The sequence below is a fragment of the Ligilactobacillus ruminis ATCC 27782 genome (assembly GCF_000224985.1).
Taxonomy (GTDB): domain Bacteria; phylum Bacillota; class Bacilli; order Lactobacillales; family Lactobacillaceae; genus Ligilactobacillus; species Ligilactobacillus ruminis.
On sequence record NC_015975.1, the window covers coordinates 550,465 to 567,953 of the forward strand.

18 protein-coding genes are annotated in these 17,489 nt (G+C 45.5%); 15 read left to right on the top strand and 3 right to left on the bottom strand.

From position 1 onward, the window contains the following. The first annotated feature begins 66 nt into the window (after positions 1–66). From gatC to rlmD, 9 genes are all read left to right on the top strand, one after another. On the top strand, positions 67–369 hold the full coding sequence (gene gatC, locus LRC_RS02720) for an Asp-tRNA(Asn)/Glu-tRNA(Gln) amidotransferase subunit GatC (protein WP_003692795.1): 303 nt from the start codon (positions 67–69) through the stop codon (positions 367–369). A gap of 2 nt (positions 370–371) precedes the next feature. Next, positions 372–1,835 (top strand): Asp-tRNA(Asn)/Glu-tRNA(Gln) amidotransferase subunit GatA, encoded by a 1,464-nt coding sequence (gene gatA / locus LRC_RS02725; RefSeq protein WP_014073049.1) that lies wholly within the window; start codon positions 372–374, stop codon positions 1,833–1,835. Continuing rightward, positions 1,835–3,268, top strand: coding sequence for an Asp-tRNA(Asn)/Glu-tRNA(Gln) amidotransferase subunit GatB (gene gatB / locus LRC_RS02730; protein ID WP_014073050.1), 1,434 nt, complete (start codon positions 1,835–1,837; stop codon positions 3,266–3,268). The genes gatA and gatB overlap by 1 nt, the downstream gene beginning before the upstream one ends. Positions 3,269–3,369: 101 nt before the next feature. After that, positions 3,370–4,401, top strand: coding sequence for a diacylglycerol kinase (locus tag LRC_RS02735; protein WP_014073051.1), 1,032 nt, complete (start codon positions 3,370–3,372; stop codon positions 4,399–4,401). A gap of 652 nt (positions 4,402–5,053) precedes the next feature. Next, on the top strand, positions 5,054–6,835 hold the full coding sequence (locus LRC_RS02740; RefSeq protein WP_014073052.1) for a heavy metal translocating P-type ATPase: 1,782 nt from the start codon (positions 5,054–5,056) through the stop codon (positions 6,833–6,835). A 51-nt stretch (positions 6,836–6,886) separates the two neighbouring features. Further along, positions 6,887–7,108, top strand: coding sequence for a heavy-metal-associated domain-containing protein (locus tag LRC_RS02745; protein WP_014073053.1), 222 nt, complete (start codon positions 6,887–6,889; stop codon positions 7,106–7,108). Positions 7,109–7,139: 31 nt separating this feature from the next. Beyond that, complete coding sequence (locus LRC_RS02750; RefSeq protein ID WP_014073054.1) at positions 7,140–7,778, top strand: Crp/Fnr family transcriptional regulator; 639 nt, start codon at positions 7,140–7,142, stop codon at positions 7,776–7,778. A 280-nt stretch (positions 7,779–8,058) separates the two neighbouring features. Continuing rightward, positions 8,059–8,598 carry a ClbS/DfsB family four-helix bundle protein gene (locus tag LRC_RS02755; protein ID WP_014073055.1) on the top strand — a complete coding sequence of 180 codons (540 nt, stop codon included), beginning with the start codon at positions 8,059–8,061 and terminating at the stop codon, positions 8,596–8,598. A gap of 87 nt (positions 8,599–8,685) precedes the next feature. Further along, a complete protein-coding gene (gene rlmD / locus LRC_RS02760; protein WP_014073056.1) occupies positions 8,686–10,059 on the top strand; it encodes a 23S rRNA (uracil(1939)-C(5))-methyltransferase RlmD in 1,374 nt (457 codons plus the stop codon). Between the two features lie 302 nt (positions 10,060–10,361). On the opposite strand, the gene LRC_RS02765 is transcribed toward rlmD, so the two are convergent. Genes LRC_RS02765 through LRC_RS02775 form a run of 3 tightly spaced genes read right to left on the bottom strand, consistent with a single transcriptional unit; the run spans position 10,362 to position 13,353 of the window. Then, positions 10,362–11,930 carry a recombinase family protein gene (locus LRC_RS02765; RefSeq protein ID WP_014073057.1) on the bottom strand — a complete coding sequence of 523 codons (1,569 nt, stop codon included), beginning with the start codon at positions 11,928–11,930 and terminating at the stop codon, positions 10,362–10,364. Next, positions 11,931–12,365: a recombinase family protein gene (locus tag LRC_RS02770; RefSeq protein WP_241531294.1), complete on the bottom strand. Its 435-nt coding sequence runs from the start codon at positions 12,363–12,365 to the stop codon at positions 11,931–11,933. Beyond that, positions 12,352–13,353 (bottom strand): recombinase family protein, encoded by a 1,002-nt coding sequence (locus LRC_RS02775; protein WP_049780065.1) that lies wholly within the window; start codon positions 13,351–13,353, stop codon positions 12,352–12,354. The genes LRC_RS02770 and LRC_RS02775 overlap by 14 nt, the downstream gene beginning before the upstream one ends. A gap of 114 nt (positions 13,354–13,467) precedes the next feature. On the opposite strand from LRC_RS02775, the gene LRC_RS02780 reads away from it, so the two are divergent. The 6 genes from LRC_RS02780 to LRC_RS11680 are packed head-to-tail and all read left to right on the top strand — an operon-like array spanning position 13,468 to position 17,378. Next, positions 13,468–13,797, top strand: a complete 330-nt coding sequence (locus LRC_RS02780) for a DUF7768 domain-containing protein (RefSeq protein ID WP_014073060.1) — start codon at positions 13,468–13,470, stop codon at positions 13,795–13,797. A gap of 29 nt (positions 13,798–13,826) precedes the next feature. Beyond that, entirely contained in the window at positions 13,827–14,312 is a 486-nt protein-coding gene (locus LRC_RS02785) for a PcfB family protein (protein WP_014073061.1), read from the top strand. Then, a complete protein-coding gene (locus tag LRC_RS02790) occupies positions 14,309–14,857 on the top strand; it encodes a type IV secretory system conjugative DNA transfer family protein (protein ID WP_041819865.1) in 549 nt (182 codons plus the stop codon). Before LRC_RS02785 ends, LRC_RS02790 begins: the two co-directional genes overlap by 4 nt. A gap of 44 nt (positions 14,858–14,901) precedes the next feature. Continuing rightward, entirely contained in the window at positions 14,902–15,366 is a 465-nt protein-coding gene (locus tag LRC_RS11670; protein ID WP_241531295.1) for a recombinase family protein, read from the top strand. Positions 15,367–15,405: 39 nt separating this feature from the next. Then, positions 15,406–16,476 (top strand): recombinase family protein, encoded by a 1,071-nt coding sequence (locus LRC_RS11675; protein ID WP_049780067.1) that lies wholly within the window; start codon positions 15,406–15,408, stop codon positions 16,474–16,476. A gap of 32 nt (positions 16,477–16,508) precedes the next feature. Next, the gene (locus tag LRC_RS11680; RefSeq protein ID WP_041819867.1) at positions 16,509–17,378 is read left to right on the top strand and encodes a hypothetical protein; all 870 of its coding nucleotides are present in this window, start codon (positions 16,509–16,511) and stop codon (positions 17,376–17,378) included. The last annotated feature ends 111 nt before the right edge of the window (positions 17,379–17,489 follow it).

The window sequence follows — 17,489 nt, forward strand, 5'->3', positions numbered from 1 at the left end:
TGGGTTTAATAATTCGGAATAATCGATTAAAATAAGAAAAGACATTACTCGAAAGAAGGATATCAAATGGCAATCACCGCAAATGAGGTAAAGCACGTTGCCTCCTTGGCAAAGCTTGAATTTACCGATGAAGAACTCCAAAAGTTTACCGGTCAGATGGATGAAATCATCAACATGGTCGAACAGTTGGGAGAAGTCGACACGACAGACGTTCCCGTGACGTCGACCGTAACCGAAGAAGTCAACGTCATGCGTGAAGACGTTGCCGTCAAGGGAACGGATCGCACCCTTTTGATGAAGAACGTTCCGGAAGAAAAAGACGGCCTGATCAAGGTTCCGGCAATTATCGATGAAAGCGAGGAAGGCTGAAAATGAACTATTTCGAAAATGACCTCAAGAGCCTTCACGAAGGTCTTGTCAACAAAGATTTCAGTGCTGAGGAATTGGCAAAGGAAACTTTTGAAACGATCAAAAAGCGCGAGGAAGAAATTGATGCGTTCATCACTTTGGACGAAGAACGCGCAATGGAAAAAGCACGCGCAGTCGATGCAAAAGGAATCGATGAGGGAAACGTGCTTGACGGAATTCCTGTCGGAATCAAAGACAACATCGTAACGAAAGGCCTGAAGACGACGGCAGCCAGCAAAATGCTCGAAAACTTCAATCCGATCTACAATGCGACGGTCATGGACAAGCTTGACGAAAGGGGCATGATTACGGTCGGAAAGCTCAACATGGACGAATTTGCGATGGGCAGTTCGACCGAAACGAGCGCCTTTAAGAAAACGAAGAACGCCTGGGATCAAACGAAGGTTCCCGGCGGTTCATCCGGCGGATCTGCCGCAGCCGTTGCTTCCGGCGAAATCATTGCTGCGCTTGGCTCCGATACCGGCGGTTCGATCAGACAGCCCGCTGCATTTAACGGCATCGTCGGTCTCAAACCGACATACGGTCGCGTTTCGCGTTATGGCTTTATTGCTTTTGCTTCAAGCATGGATCAGATCGGACCTTTGACTCGCAGCGTATACGACAATGCCTTGATGCTTAATGCCATCAGCGGTCACGATTTTCGCGATTTTACGAGTTCAAGCAAGGAAGTTCCCGACTTTACGAAGGAAATCGATGAAGGCGTCAAGGGCATGCGCATCGCCGTTCCGAAAGAATATTTCGCAGAAGGCGTTGACGCAAACGTTAAACAGGCTGTCAAAGATGCAATCAAGAAGTTTGAAGAACTCGGCGCAACGGTTGACGAAGTTTCGCTTCCGCATACAAAATACGGCGTGCCCGTCTACTACATCATCGCTTCATCCGAAGCTTCATCCAATCTGCAGCGTTTTGACGGCATCCGTTACGGATTCCGCGCAGAAGACGTCAAGAATCTCGAAGACGTTTACGTGCGTTCTCGTTCAGAAGGCTTCGGCGATGAAGTCAAGCGCCGCATCATGCTCGGAACGTTCTCGCTTTCTGCCGGCACTTACGATGCGTTCTTCAAGAAGGCGGCTCAGGTTCGCACGTTGATTTGCCGCGACTATGAAAATGTTTTTGAAAATCATGACCTGATTTTGGGACCGACGGCACCGACAACGGCATACGGCATCGGCGAAAAGATCGATGATCCGGTGACGATGTACATGAACGATATTTTGACGATTCCGGTCAACCTGGCCGGACTTCCGGGGATGTCCCTGCCTGCCGGATTTTCCGATGGCTTGCCGATCGGGATGCAGCTTGTTGCGCCGCGTTTCAGAGAAGATACGCTGTATAAGGCAGGCTTTGCATTTGAACAGGCAACTGATTTCCATAAAGCCGTACCTGAGATTGGGGGTCAAAACTAATGAACTTTGAAACAACGATCGGGCTTGAAGTCCACATTGAATTAAAAACAAACTCCAAAGCATACTCGCCGGCACCGGTTGAATACGGTGCAGAGCCGAACACGAACACGAACGTGATCGACTGGGGCTATCCTGGCGTTTTGCCGCAGGTCAACAAGGGTGCCTTGGAATACGGGATGCGTGCAGCCTTGGCTTTGAACTGCAAAATCAGAAAAGACCTGCACTTTGATCGCAAGAACTATTTCTACCCTGACAATCCGAAAGCATACCAGATTACGCAATCAGATACGCCGATTGCGCATGACGGCTGGCTTGAAATCGAACTGGAAGACGGAACGAAAAAGAAAATCGGCATTGAAGAAATGCACGTTGAAGAAGACGCTGGCAAGAACACCCACAATCCGGACGGATATTCATATGTCGATCTGAACCGTCAGGGCACGCCGCTGATCGAAATCGTCTCAAAGCCGGATATCGCTTCTCCTGACGAAGCTTATGCATATTTGACGCGTTTGCGCCAAATCATTCAATTTACCGGCGTTTCCGACGTTAAGATGGAAGAAGGCTCCATGCGTGCCGACGTCAACATTTCGGTTCGTCCGATCGGATCCGACAAATTCGGCACGAAGACGGAAATGAAAAACCTTAATTCGTTTGAGCACGTCAAAAAAGGTCTGGAATACGAAGCAAAGCGCCAGGCCCGCGTTTTGATGTCCGGTGGCCAGGTTCAGCAGGAAACGAGGCGTTTCGACGTGCCGACGGGAACGACGATTCTGATGCGTGTCAAGGAAGGCGCAAGCGACTATCGCTACTTCCCTGAGCCTGATCTTCCGCCGATCCATATTTCTGATGAATGGATCAAAGAAGTCAAGAACTCGATTCCGGAAATGCCTGACAAGCGCCGTGAACGTTACGTCAATGAATGGGGAATTCCTGAATATGATGCCGGCGTTTTGACGCAGACAAAGGAAATGTCTGACTTTTATGAGGCAACCGTTGCTTCCGGCGCAGATGCCAAGCTTGCTGCCAACTGGCTGATGGGCGAAGTTTCTGCCTACCTGAACGCCAACAAGGTTGAGCTTCAGGAAACGGCTTTGACGCCTGAACACTTGGCAACGATGATCAAACTGATCGAAGACGAAACGATTTCTTCAAAGATTGCCAAGAAAGTCTTCAAGGAAATCATTCAAAATGACACGGAACCAAAAGCCTGGGTCGAAGAAAAGGGCATGGCCCAGTTGTCCGATCCGGCAAAACTTCAGCCGATCATTGATGAGGTTTTGGATAACAACGAGCAATCGATCATCGACTTCAAGAACGGGAAAGATCGTGCCGTTGGCTTCCTTGTCGGTGCCATTATGAAGCAGACTCGCGGCAAGGCCAATCCGAAAGTCGTCAACAAGCTGCTTATGGCAAGCCTTGCTGAAAGATAATTGCCAAACAGGGTCTTGACTCTGTATTTCAAAGAATGATCAAGAAGCTGTGAGAGGGACCGCTTCCGGGACTTTGCAGCTTTTTGTTTTGAGGTGATAAAATGCAAAAACGTTGTCGAATCATCTACAACCCGACTTCAGGCCGGGAAGCAATGAAAAACAATCTTGTCGACATTTTGAATATTCTGGAGCGGGCCGGCTACGAAACGAGCGCATATGCCACGACTCCGGAGCCGAATTCCGCTAAAAACGAGGCCGAGCGTGCTGCCAAGGCCGGTTTCAACCTGATTGTCGCAGCCGGCGGCGACGGCACGATCAATGAGGTCGTCAACGGAATCGCACCGTTGAAGCATCGCCCGAAGCTTGGTATCATTCCGGCCGGGACGACGAACGACTATGCCAGAGCATTGAAGATTCCGCGCGAAGATCCAATCGGTGCCGCCAAGGTGATTGCCAAGGGTCAGACCGTCAAGATGGATATCGGTGAGGCGGGCGAAAACTGGTTCGTCAACATCGCAGCCGGCGGTTTGCTGACTGAACTCACATATGGCGTTCCGTCGCAGGTCAAGTCGCTGTTCGGATATCTGGCCTACCTTGTCAAGGGGGCCGAACTTCTGCCGCGCATCAAGCCGATCAGGATGCATCTTGAATATGACGGCGGCACATATGACGGCAAAGCCTCAATGTTCTTCTTGGCTTTGACGAATTCCGTCGGCGGGTTCGAACAGATCGTGCCCGATGCTTCGCTTGATGACGGCAAGTTCACGCTGATCGTCGTCAAGACAAGCAGCCTGATCGAAATTTTGCAGCTGATCACGATGGTCTTGAACGGAGGCAGGCACGTCAACGATCCGCGGATTCTCTACGTCAAGACTTCCAAGCTTGTTGCCAAGCCGGTCGACGAGAAGATGATGATCAACGTTGACGGCGAATACGGCGGTGATGCGCCGATGATTTTCAGAAATCACAGGCAGCATCTTGAAATTTTCGCCAATACCGACGAAATTCCGGACGAAGCAATCACGGGTGACGAAGAAGAGGAAACAAGTGCGCGCGAGCATTTTGTTGAAGGCGTCAGTCATCTTGAAGACGTCGGTGAACTGGAGCTTGACAAGGAAGACAGGAAAGAATGAGTTTCAGAGAGGCTGGGAAAAAACCATGTCTCTAACAAAAGTCCCGGATAATTTGCAGTTAACTGCAAATTTCATCCGGGACTTTGTTTGTATATGCAACGTTAAATGTGTGGCTTTGACCTTAACCGAAGACTGCCATTTACGGTCAAATCCCAGAAATCTCCGTTTTGCCCGTAATCGGGAGTCAGAATTTACGGTCAAATCCCAGAAATCGCTGTTTTGCCCGTAATCGGGAGTCAGAATTTACGGTCAAATCCCAGAAATCGCTGTTTTGCCCGTAATCGGGAGTCAGAATTTACGGGCAAATCTCAAAAATCTCCGTTTTGCCCGTAATCCTGCCTTGGAGACCTGATTGAGCAGGCGATTCTCAGCACTGTATTTAAAAAAATAAGGTTTTCATGTCTCAAAACTGAAGGAGTGCCGGACAAAATCAGCCGGCCTGCACCCTCCTTTGTCCGGCAGTTCGTTTAATTCAAATGTGAAAAAGGAGTTTTTTCCCAACCTCTTTTTTATCTGCCTGAAAATGCGGTGGCGGGATACGGATTCAGAGCAGCTGATTCATCCATGTGTCAGGAAACATAAGCAGGAATTGATTTGAATCAAGTTTTAAATTCCGCATTTCTCATATACTGAAGTTAACGGAGGAAAAGAAATGCGCAATAAAATGATTTTAATGACGATTCTTGTCCTGCTGGCTGAAATTCTCAGGCAACAGGCATTCTGGTATGATGCACTGATGATTGCAGTTGCCGTCATCGGTGGAGTTCCGATTATTATCGGGGCATGGAAGGCGCTGAGATACCGCATCATCTCAATTGAACTGCTAGTGTCGACGGCCGTCATCGGGGCGGTGATTCTCGGAGAGTTCAACGAGGCGGGGATAGTCACCTGGCTGTTTTGCCTCGGTGAAGTTCTGCAGAACCTGATCTTGAGCAGGACGCAGTCGGCGATCAGAAAACTGACGGAAATGGTGCCTGACAAGGCATTGCTGCTTAAGGACATTGATGACGATGAGCCAGAGGAGGTCAGTCTGTCGGAAATCAGACAGGACGACCTGCTTTTGGTCAGGGCAGGCGATAGGATTCCCGCTGACGGAACTGTCGTGAAGGGATTCGGCAAGGCGAATCAGGCAAATCTGACGGGTGAGGAAGAAGCGGTGTTTAAGGATTGCGGAAAGGAAGTCTTTGCCGGAACCATTCTTGAAGACGGGATGCTTGTTATTTCAGTCAGCCGTGTCGGAAGCGGCACTGTATTTGGCAGAATCATCGAGCTTGTTGAAGACGCACAGGATTCCAAGCCGAGAGTGCAGAAGATGATCGACCGCTTTGCGAAATACTATACGCCGGCCGTCTTCATTCTGGCACTTGCAGTTGGAATTGTCCTGAAAAATGCAGAGCTTGGGATCACCATTCTGGTTCTCGGATGCCCCGGGGCGCTGGTCATCGGCATTCCGGTCTCGCTTGCGGCCGGAATCGGACGGATGGCTCAGGAGAACATCCTGATCAAGGGGGCCTCGACAATCGAAAGCCTGAGTAAAATCGATGCCCTGGCGTTTGACAAGACCGGAACGCTGACTGTCGGCCGCCTTCAAGTCGAGGAAATGGTCTGGAAAAGAGATGACAGGTCACTGCTCAAGGCGATTGAGTCAAGGAGCAGTCATCCGCTTGCCGGGGCAATCGTCACGGCCCTGGAGGACGTCGATTCGGGCGGACATGACGTCAGCGGGATGGTGACGGTTCCGGGAAAGGGCATCGAGGCGGTCGTTGACGGGAAAAAAGTGCGGGCCGGAAACGAGAAGTTTGTCGGAAAGCCTGATTTTTCCATGAAGAGCACGGGAAAGTCACGTGTTTATCTTTCCGTTGACGGCAAGGTGACAGGCGGACTTGCGATTGGCTCCTGTCTTCGGGATGATGCCGTGAATGCCGTTGAAAGGTTGAGAAGGAACGGCATCAGAAAGATTGTTCTGCTTTCTGGAGACAATCAGGAAGCGGTGGACAGAATCGCAGAGGACGTCGGAATTTCCGAAGGATATGGAGAACTCATGCCCGATCAGAAGGTTGAGAAGATCAATGAACTGAGGCAAGAAGGATTCAAGGTCGGATTTGTCGGTGACGGAATCAACGACGGACCTGCACTGGCCCTGGCCCACGTCGGAATTGCGATCGGTTCCGGAACTGACTTTGCCCTGGACGTTGCCGATGCCGTTCTCATGACGTCGGAACTGACGAAGCTTGATAATGCGCGGGTATTTGCAGGAAGAATCGAGGCAAACATGAAGGAGAACATCGTAATTGCAGTGCTGACGGTGGTTATCCTGCTGCTTGGTCTTGTCTTCGGATACATTCATATGGGGTCCGGCATGCTGGTGCATGAGGCAAGCATTCTGCTGGTGATCCTGAACGGAATGAGACTTTTAGGCAGAAAATTGATTTGAATCAATTTTTTATCTTGAGTCATGCAGCATAATTTAGTTGAGGTGATTAAAATGAAACATGTTACAATGAAGATTGAAGGAATGAGCTGTCCTTCATGCATGGGAAAAATCAAGCAGGTGCTTGAGGAAAGGGCGAACGCAAGGGATGTCGAGGTATTATTCAACTCCGGCAGGGTGAAGTTCGTTTCAGACGATGAAAAGGGAGCAGAAGCTGCAAGAAGCGTCATTGAAAGTCTCGGGCATGAAGTGGGCAGCGTAAGAATCAGTGACTAGGTTCACTTAAGGCCGTCAGGGGGATGATCAGATGTCAAGTAAGCTTTGTGTGGGCATTGTGCCTTTGTTCAATGAACTGGCCCATGACGAACAGGAATTGATTGAACGTCTCGTTCAACATCGCAGCGTTGCGTGCGGTGAAGTGGTCGTTTCGCCGGACAGGTCAGGCGGCATGATCATCGTCAGAAGCGGACGTCTTCGTGTCTATCAGCTGAGTGAAGACGGAAGCGAGCACGTCGTTAGAATCCTGGATTCCGGCGACTACGAAGGTGAACTGTGGCTTTACGGGGGCAGAAATGAAAATCTGTTCATCTCAGGTGAGAGCGATTCTGAAATATGCGTCATCGCATATGACGAGTTCAACCGCCTGCTTGAATCGTATTCGGGTCTTGCCATTCGTCTGCTCAAGCTTTCAATCGAGAAGATGAGCGAGCTTGGCTTCAAGAACAGTCTTCTGGCAATGGATTCGATTGAAGACAGGATTGTCGCCTATCTTGAAAAGCTGCAGGAACGGCATCATTCAGGAAAGATTGTCCTGCCGATGAAGCTGAAGGATCTTGCGCTTTACCTGGGGATTACCCCGGAAACACTGTCGCGCAAGCTGCACCTTTTGGAAGAAGAGGGCATCATCAGGCGCAGGGGCAGGACGATTGAATTGAATGAGCGTTGAAGAGACCGGAAGGAAATTTCAGGTCATATGAAATGCCGAACAGAATTGGTTGCAGGTCGACCGATTTTGTCCGGCATTTTTTAAAATACAGAGCCGCGCATCGCCTGCTTGATTATTGAGACGGGACGGGATTACGGGAAAAAGTCCGTTTTCTGAGATTTGCCTGTAAAAATCATCCCTGGAGTACGGGCAAAATTGGTTTCGTCCTAAAAAGCTTGACGGTGGGAATTGACGCCTGATATTATTTGCTTTGATAATGTAAATATATGGAGGGGTTAACATGGCAAAACCAAAAACCAAAGCAGAACTGATCGAAGCGGCAACGACCAATTATGAAAATTTGCTCGAGATGATCGCAAACAGAACGGAAGAAGAAAAAAGCATGGAATATGATTTTTCGGGCGACGACAGGAAAAAAGAAGCACACTGGAAAAGGGACAGGAATCTGCGCGACGTTTTGATGCATCTTTACGAATGGCATCAGCTGCTCTTGAACTGGCTGAAGAACCGCGATAACGAACAAAAAAGGCCGTTTTTGCCCGAGGGCTACAATTGGCGAACTTACGGCGCAATGAACGTGGAGTTTTACGAACGAAACCAGGATGTTTCAGAAGAAGAGGCATTGGCAAGATTCAAAGCATCACATCAACAAGCGATGCGAGTTCTTGAGACTTTTTCCGATGAAGAACTGTTCACGAAAAGCTTTTACCCGTGGGTAGGCGGAAGCAGCATCGGCGGGTATTTCATCAGCAACACCAGCAGCCATTACGCATGGGCAATCAAGAAGATGAAGGCGCACAAGAAAAATTGCCGGCACTGAATTTGACAAAATAAGGCAAGTCGGGGTGAACCCGGCTTTTTTGTGTTAAAATAAACAATGGAATTTTATACGCAAAGGAAAATATCAATGAAATTTAAACCACCAGTTTCAAAAAATCAAGAATTGACAGCAACCGTGACTGACTTGACCTATCAAGGAATGGGCGTCGTCAAGGTTGACGGGTACACGCTGTTTTGCGATGATGCTTTGCCAGGCGAAGAAATCAGGCTGCACGTGCTCAAGGTCGGCAAAAATTACGGTTATGCCAAGGTGATCGAGCGGTTGACGACGAGCAAGGATCGCGTCGAATCACAAGGCAAGGCATATTCGCAAACGGGAATCGCGCCGCTTCAGCATTTGGCCTATCCTGCTCAGCTCAAGTTCAAACAAAAGCAGATTCAGGATCTTTTGAAAAAAGCTCATCTGGACGACATCGAAGTTGCAGAAACGATCGGGATGAAGGATCCGTTCCATTATCGCAACAAGGCCCAGGTTCCCGTGCGCGGAACGAAGGGTGATTTGAAGACCGGATTCTTCAAACGAGGCAGTCACAACTTCCTTCCGCTTGAGAATTTCCTGATTCAAGACGAGCGCATCGACGAGATTTTGAAGGAAGTCATAAAGGTTTTGAACGCTTACGAGCTTGAACCTTATGACGAAGAGCGCCATTCCGGCATGATTCGCCACCTGATGGTCAGAATCGGTCACTATTCGCGCGAAGCAATGGTCGTCATCGTCACGAAGAACGGCCGTCTCCCGCATGACCGGGAAATTGCCGAAAAAATCGTTGCCGCTTGTCCGGACGTCGTCAGCGTCATGCAAAACGTCAACCGTGACAGAACCAACGTTATTTTGGGTCAAAAGACCAAGCTGCTTTTTGGCAAGGATCACATCAAGGATACGCTGAACGGCCTCGAATTCGAGATTTCCGCGCAGTCGTTCTACCAGGTCAACCCGGTTCAGACGGAAAAGCTTTATCAGACCGCAATCAGGTTCGCCAACTTGACCGGAGAAGAAACCGCAATCGATGCCTACTGCGGAATCGGGACGATTTCTTTGTCCCTTGCTGAAAAATGCAGAGCCGTCTATGGAGTCGAAATCGTTGAAGCAGCCATTGAAGATGCCAAGCGCAACGCCGAGCTCAACGAGCTTGACAACCTCAGATTTGAGGTCGGCAATGCCGAAGACTGGATGGCCAAGTGGAAAGAAAAAGGAATCAGACCAAACGTCATCATGGTCGATCCGCCGCGCAAAGGTTTGACTGAAAGCTTAATCGAAAGCGCAACGGGGATGAATCCGGACAGAATCGTCTACGTCAGCTGCAACCCTGCCACGCTTGTGCGCGACATTCAAAGCTTGATGGAAAAGGGCTACCATGTCGAGGGCAGGATTCAGCCGGTCGACCAGTTCCCGCAAACGGAGCATGTGGAGACAGTAGTATTGATGTCACGCAATATATAGTGGAATACAAAAAATGATCCCACAATATCTTGTGCTCACTTTGCTGAGACTGTGTATATTTGCGACGACTGTTTAGAAAAAGAATGAGAATTGGAAGATGAGCTGTTGAAGAAAGAGTCTGCCCCAAAAATGAATTTTGAACAATTTGTGATAGGGTCGAAACTCACATCTTGATGTCAGGGGTTGAGAATGGAGAATGGATATCAAGGTATTGAGTGTAGGAAATAGATGTCAGGACAAAAAGCGGTATTTTTGAAGATAACAAAAGAGCAGGTGCCCCAAATTAATCGGGGTACCTGCTCTTAGTCGTTGATGTCGACTTTAATGCCGGATTTGAATTCCACTGTGAAATGGTCGTTGAAGACAGTGATACTCTCGACCAATCTTCGGACGAGGCTCTCGTCGAACTCGGTGATCTCTGTAGACTGGTCTTTGATGAAGTCTTGTATATCCTTGACGCGTCTCAGATTTTTTTTCTGTGTCTCTGCATCCATCAGGGATTGCTGTTTCTGATCTCGGAGTCGGAAAATCTCATCAGCGATGGCATCGTATTCTTGCTTATTGTTTACTTTGTGGATGAGCTCTTTTTGTAGTTCCTCAAGTCGTTTATCGATGACCTCAGGTGAAAGAGAATCTGCGTTTACGATTGCTTTTGCAACGTTCTCTTGTATCTGATTGATGAAGGAATCACTATCGTTGCAGATTTGGTTGATTGCTTTCAGTGAGATTTCCTTGAGGGTTTCTTCGTGTACAGTCCGGTTTGTGCAGTTTTCTTTGGCAAAGGATGGTTCTAGTCTGCTAATGCAGCGCCAGACAATGGATTTCTTGCCATGATTGTTCCAGTGGATGCGACGGTAGAGTTCGCCACAATGGCCGCAACAGACGATCTGGGAGAAACAATTGTTGCCGGAGAAGCAGCGCTTTTTTCCGGATTTGCCGGTCCTGACGTTACGGCGGCGGGCCAGTTCAGCCTGCACTTGCATGAAAATATCCTTTGGTATGATTGCCTCGTGGTTGTTCTCAACATAATACTGAGGGACAATGCCGGTATTCTTAACACGTTTCTTGGTCAGGAAGTCTGTAGTATAGGTCTTTTGCAGCAGGGCGTCGCCCATGTACTTCTCATTTCGAAGGATCTTGTTGATCGTGCTGTCGTACCATTTCGTATTTCCAGCTCCGGTGAGAGCTCCATCTGCTTCCAGGTGCTGGCAAATCTTCTTCATGCTGTAACCTTCGAGGTATTCACGGTAGATTCGTTTAACGACCTCGGCCTGCACAGGGTCAATGACTAGGTTTCCATTCTCGTCCTTCGTGTAACCGAGAAAATGATTATGGTTGACCATCACTTTTCCTTGCTGGTAGCGGTATTGAAGTCCTAGTTTCACGTTCTGAGAGAGAGACTGCGATTCCTGTTGTGCCAGACTCGCCATGATTGTAATCAGCACTTCTCCTTTGGCGTCCATTGTGTTGATAGACTCCTTCTCGAAGTAGATCGGAATATTCTTGTTTTTGAGCTGCCTAACGTACTTCAGGCAGTCAAGGGTATTTCTTGCGAATCGGCTGATTGACTTGGTGATGATCATGTCGATGTTTCCAGCCATGCATTCGTTGATCATCCGGTTGAATTCGTCACGTTTCTTGGTGTTGGTTCCTGAGATACCATCGTCTGCGAATACGCCGGCGAGCTGCCATTCGGGGTTCTTCTGAATATACTCCTTGTAGTGGCTGACCTGTGTCTCGTAGCTAGTTTCCTGTTCGTCTGAATCTGTGCTGACACGGCAGTAAGCAGCAACTCGTAGTTTCGGCTTTTCCTGCTTCTTGATATTGTTTCCAACCTGTCGTCTTGCGGGGATAAATGTCACTTTACCCATCTAATTCGCCTCGCTTTCAATAAGTCCGTAAAGGTATTCGGCCTGAAGTTTTGGATCCTCGTATTGCTTGTTTGCTGCTGCCATGAAAAATCTAGTCGGAACAGCAGGTATGACGAATTTCTTTTTTTGATGGTTTCTTCCAAGCACCTCCGATCGTCTGCCAATCTCAGCAGCTGCTTTTTCATAGGGTTGACGATCGATCAAAGTTGGGTAGAATTCGTCTCCAAGGTAGTGAGGATTTTGAATGATGCGCTTTGCAGTGCTGTGGTGGGTATTAATTCCGGCTTCATGCGCTGCTTTGACAAGCGACATTCCTGAGAGATAATTTTTATAGAGTAATTTGATCTTAGCGGCAGCATCTTCATCTATTACTGCACATCCATTTTTAATCTTGTATCCAAAAGGTGTGTGTCCCATATCATCACATCCTTTCATGAAGGGACAGGCCGCATTTGAGTTCAAAGCTGGCTTCCTCGCGTGATATAACGATGATTCGATCGACGTAGCGGTCGAATAGTTCAGCGTCAAAGTCATCTAGCATCACGATTTTCTCAGTGAAGTGTAGTAGATCATTTGCCGATGCCAGCATGCCGACGCTGCTTGAAATGTTGCTTGTAAGGCTTTCCATTTCGTATCTGTACTGTGTGTACTCTGACATGAGGACATTATTTTCGCGGTTGTAGATCACCTGGTCGATGATTTCCTGAGACGCCAGGCGTAACAGGTTATCTCGTTTTTCTTTGTTCTCAGCGAGCTGGGTTTGCAGTTCATGGATTCTTTTCATAGGTGAGTCAACCGGTGAATCCTGTAGTGCAGCGACGTATGTTCTCAGTATTCTCCGATGTGCGAAGATGAGCTTGTTCATCATAGTTACAAAGGCAAGTTTTACTCTGTCGTCTCGGATGTATTTTATGGAGCATCTAGTTTTATCTTCAATATGTGTTGTACATGCCCATGCTGCGTACCGGCTGCCAGTACAGTAATGTGTTCTTCTTTTGAACGATGATCCACATTCGCCGCAGATGATCTTTCCTGTTAAAGCATACCGATTCTGGCATTTGCCAGTTTTTGTCCGAAGTCCTTTTTCCTTGGCATGCTGGAGTACTATTGCCTTAGCAGCTTCAGCTTCTTTATGACTGATGATCGCCTTGTGGTGATCATGTGCTACGTATTGGTCTTTTTCTCCACGATTCATGTGACGGTTGAATTCTTCGTCCGTGTATGTTTTCTGGAAAAGGCAGTCCCCAGTGTATTTCTCGTTGATAACTATGTTGCGGATTGAGTTGGGGTTCCATTTTCCGCCACGTTTGGCTGGAATACCGCGTTCATTGAGTGTCTTGGCAATTGCTGTGCTGCTTTTTCCAGACAGGACAGCTGAGAAGATTTTTCTGACGATGGCAGCCTGCTGTTCGTTAATGGTCATCATTTGCCCATTCCAATCATAACCATATGGTGGGGAGCTGATTTTGAATGTACCGTTCTCGAAGCGCTTCTGAATCGACCACTTGTTGTTTTCTGATATTGATGGAGGAATAATATGAGTAGAACGATACCTAGAGCTTATGTTACTGCAGCATGGAGTAAAAATCCTATAGTAGCAAAAGAAGAAGCCAAAAAATACTGTCGTGAGCTTGTGAAAGAGGGATATCTTCCACTATGCCCAATTTTAGCCTTTGATGGAATATTCTCAACTGATGATACTGAATCTCATAAATTATTCAGTGAGATGTCAGAGGATCTACTTCGCAGAGCAAGATTTCTTGTGGTTTGTGGAAGCAGACAAAATGCAGAAGTAAAAGATGATATTGCAATTGCGAGAAAAGCAAAGGTTATTGTCACGACTCTTGATGGAGTGATTGGATTATAGAAATGATCTAGAAAAGGAGGCGATAAAGAGTGGTAAATGAAGAAGTATCAGCAAAGGCGATACGTGTCGTAGTTGACTATACATTTAAGCCTTCAATCAATGAACTGAAAAAGACATTGGCAAAATTAGCTCAAAAATATAAAACACAGCAAAAGTCAAACGTGCATAAGGAACCAAAAGGTAAGATGGCAGTCAAGGATCTTATAAAGCAGGGAAAAGGTGCTCAAAAGATAGAGCTTGATGGCGAAGATGCCCTTCTTTTTAATCGACTGGCTAAAAAGTATGGTGTGGACTATGCAATAGTAAAAGATAAGGAGACAGGAAATTATAAAGTCTTTTTCAAAGCTCAGGATGCAGATGCAATTTCAGATTTAGTGGCAGATTATACCAGAAGAACGCTTGGAAAAGAAAAAGGTGCCAAAGAAAGTATACTTAGCAAACTTAAGAAACTTAAGGAAAAGATTGCTTCTTTATCTCGTAAAGTTTTTGAAAAGAAGAAGGAGCAGACATTATGAATAGGAAATTAAAAAAGAAAATCATTTTAAATATCCCTTATGTTGTTATAGGATTGCTTGCCACAAACTTAGGTGAAGCCTGGCGTATATCAGAAGGGATAAATGTATCGGAAAAGTTGCAAAGCCTTATTATTGGTGGAGACTTTGAAAATGCTTTTATTAACCCTTTACCTAGCATACATCCTTTTGATTTGCTGATAGGTCTTGCTTGCGTTGCAGCTCTTAGACTAGCTGTTTATCTTAAGGTGAAGAATGCAAAGAAATTTCGTCATGGTTCAGAATATGGTTCTGCCATATGGGGGAAGCCTTCGGACATAGAGCCATTTAAAGATCCAAATCCGAAAAACAATGTGATTCTTTCCCAAACAGAGCAGATTACACTAAGCTTTAGAACGGCTCAACCTAAATATGCGAGAAATAAAAATGTTCTAGTGGTAGGTGGTTCCGGTTCAGGTAAAACAAGATTCTTTATTAAGCCTAATCTCTTACAGTGTGACAGTAAGGACTATCCATGTTCATTCGTTGTAACTGATCCTAAGGGTTAGATAAGTGTAGGATAAAAATATCGAGGAAAGGAGGAACTTGAATAGTGAGTAAACTAAAAATTACAGCACTTTATGAGCGTTTATCAAGAGATGATGAACAGCAAGGCGAATCCAACGGTATATCGAATCAGAAAAAATATCTTGAAGATTATGCAAAACAAAATGGATTTAGAAACATCAGACATTTTACTGATGAAGGATATTCAGGCACAAACTTTAATCGACCAGGTTTCAAAGAAATGCTTGAAGAAGTTAAAAGCGGCAATGTCGAGTCTATCATAGTAAAGGATCTAAGCCGATTTGGTAGAAACTATCTTCAGGTAGGATTCTATACAGAAATGCTTTTTCCTGAAAAGAAAGTTCGATTTATTGCAATCAATAGTAATGTAGACAGTGCTAATCCTACAGATAATGATTTTGCTCCATTCCTAAATATTATGAATGAGTGGTATGCAAAAGATACAAGTAAGAAGATTAAAGCGGTATTCAAAAACCGTATGAGTGAATGATATCGTTGTAGTGGGAAAATTCCATATGGATATAAGCGCTTGCCGGGAGATAAGCAAACACTTTATATTGATGAACCGGCGGCAAAAGTTGTAAGAAGAATATTTAATAGTGTGGCTAACGGAATGCAGATTGTAGACGTAGCAAAGCAACTTGAAGCAGACAAAGTGCTTATTCCATCCGCATATCAGGAAAAATATAATCCTTCTCAAGTTGCGACTCATAGCTATTATGATCCATATCAATGGTCAGCCACAACGATAGGTTATATTCTTGATCGAAGGGAGTATATTGGAGAAACAGTACTCGGAAAAACAATCAATGAAAACTTCAAAACAAAGAAGCGTAGAAAAGCTACTGCTGATGAATTGATGATTTTTCCTGATACCCATGAAGCTATAGTTGATAAGGAACTTTTTGAACGAGTGCAAAAACTACGTTCTAGAAAAAAGAAAAAGTTGCCTAATGGAAGTTATTCTCATAGACTTTCAGTTTTTGTGTTTTGCGCTGATTGCGGAAATAGAATGTCACTTGTCAGTGGGAAGAATATTAAATATGATTCACAAAATGCTTTTCAATGCAGTAAATACAAGAGTCGTTACGCTGAAACTTGTGAATCTCACTATATTAAAGTATCCGCATTGGAGCATATTCTCGCTAGTACTCTGAAGAAAGTTGCCAAGTTCGTGCTTGAAGATGATGAAGCTTTTGCAGAGCAACTCATGGAGCAATGGAAAATCAATAAAGAAAATGAAGGTACAGAAATCCTTCAGGAGCTCAAGTTTGTAAAAAAGCGTATTGATGAGCTGGATAATTTGATTCAGAATTTATATGAGAGTCAGATTAAAGGAATGTTGCCGGAACGTCAATCAAAAAGACTTATGATTCAATATAGCGAAGAACAGGACAAACTGATTAAGAGAGCACATGAACTTGAAGAAGTTGCACCAAGCGGAGAACATGGAAAATCAGACATTATCAAATTTATTAGCTTGATCAAGAAGTATGAGAACTTTACTGAAATAACCGATAATATGATTTATGAATTGATAGATAGAATTATTGTTTATAATGCTACCGGCAGAAGAACTATATATAGACAGAAAAAATAGATGTCTACTTTAATTTTATTGATCAAATATCCTTGCCGGGTGAAGAAATAACGGAGAATGAGCGAATTGCTCAGATCCAAGCACAGCAAAAAGAAAAAAAGAGAGCAAAAGGAAAAAGACAGAATGAAGCAAGGAAGGAAAAGTTCAATGAACTAAAGGAAAAAGCTAAAACAGAACCTACAGCGGCTGAAAAACTTGAGAAAGCACGAGAAAAGCAAAGAATCAGAGATCGTAGATATTCTGAAAAGTGTAAGGCAGAAAGAGAGGCAGATCCAGAATATCAGGAAAAAGTTGCCAAGAGAAAGCATTTAGCAGAACTTAGAAAGATGAAGATTAAGGAACTTGTTCCATTGGCTGAGAATGATCCGGTTGCAAAAGAAGTATTGATGGTGCGTAGGGAACAGTCAGCAATTAAGAATAAGCGACAGGCAGAAAAAAGAAAGGCTGATAAGCTTGCACATCCTGAGAAATATCCGGAAAGAAAGCTTCTTACTGAAGAAGAGAAAAAGGAAAGGCAAAAAATACATTCAAAGCAATCACAGATTCGTAGAAAAGAAAAATATGCAGAACTTAAAGAAAGAGCTAAGACAGATCCTGAAGCCGCAAAAGAACTTGAAAGACAAAGAGCGTATGCAAATGAGGCAACTCGTAAATCAAGACAAAAGCTTGTGGAACGTGCCAAGACAGATCCTGAAGCTGCTGAAAAGTTAGCGAGATGGAGAGGTAAGAAAAATGCTTATTATCGTGATAGCTATGCAAAGCTAAAGAAAGATGCAGAAACAGACCCTGTTGCCGCTGAGAAGCTAGCAAATCACAGAGCAAGATCTGTTGAGAATACTACACGATATATGCACAATCTGAAAGAACGTGCAAAATATGATGAAGCCCCGCTGAAAAGTTAAAAGAGCATGATGAAAGACAGAAAAAATATAATGACATGTGTAAAGAAAAACAAAGAGCATAAAAGACAAAGTGAGCCGTATCTTAATAGAGATGCGGCTTTTCTATGCAAA

What these genes read in the sequence shown, in the direction of transcription:
- gatC (WP_003692795.1), top strand. Translation starts at nt 67, where the DNA reads ATGGCAATCACCGCAAATGAGGTAAAGCACGTTGCCTCCTTGGCAAAG.
- gatA (WP_014073049.1), top strand. Translation starts at nt 372, where the DNA reads ATGAACTATTTCGAAAATGACCTCAAGAGCCTTCACGAAGGTCTTGTC.
- gatB (WP_014073050.1), top strand. Translation starts at nt 1,835, where the DNA reads ATGAACTTTGAAACAACGATCGGGCTTGAAGTCCACATTGAATTAAAA.
- LRC_RS02735 (WP_014073051.1), top strand. Translation starts at nt 3,370, where the DNA reads ATGCAAAAACGTTGTCGAATCATCTACAACCCGACTTCAGGCCGGGAA.
- LRC_RS02740 (WP_014073052.1), top strand. Translation starts at nt 5,054, where the DNA reads ATGCGCAATAAAATGATTTTAATGACGATTCTTGTCCTGCTGGCTGAA.
- LRC_RS02745 (WP_014073053.1), top strand. Translation starts at nt 6,887, where the DNA reads ATGAAACATGTTACAATGAAGATTGAAGGAATGAGCTGTCCTTCATGC.
- LRC_RS02750 (WP_014073054.1), top strand. Translation starts at nt 7,140, where the DNA reads ATGTCAAGTAAGCTTTGTGTGGGCATTGTGCCTTTGTTCAATGAACTG.
- LRC_RS02755 (WP_014073055.1), top strand. Translation starts at nt 8,059, where the DNA reads ATGGCAAAACCAAAAACCAAAGCAGAACTGATCGAAGCGGCAACGACC.
- rlmD (WP_014073056.1), top strand. Translation starts at nt 8,686, where the DNA reads ATGAAATTTAAACCACCAGTTTCAAAAAATCAAGAATTGACAGCAACC.
- LRC_RS02765 (WP_014073057.1), bottom strand. Translation starts at nt 11,930, where the DNA reads ATGGGTAAAGTGACATTTATCCCCGCAAGACGACAGGTTGGAAACAAT.
- LRC_RS02770 (WP_241531294.1), bottom strand. Translation starts at nt 12,365, where the DNA reads ATGAAAGGATGTGATGATATGGGACACACACCTTTTGGATACAAGATT.
- LRC_RS02775 (WP_049780065.1), bottom strand. Translation starts at nt 13,353, where the DNA reads ATGACCATTAACGAACAGCAGGCTGCCATCGTCAGAAAAATCTTCTCA.
- LRC_RS02780 (WP_014073060.1), top strand. Translation starts at nt 13,468, where the DNA reads ATGAGTAGAACGATACCTAGAGCTTATGTTACTGCAGCATGGAGTAAA.
- LRC_RS02790 (WP_041819865.1), top strand. Translation starts at nt 14,309, where the DNA reads ATGAATAGGAAATTAAAAAAGAAAATCATTTTAAATATCCCTTATGTT.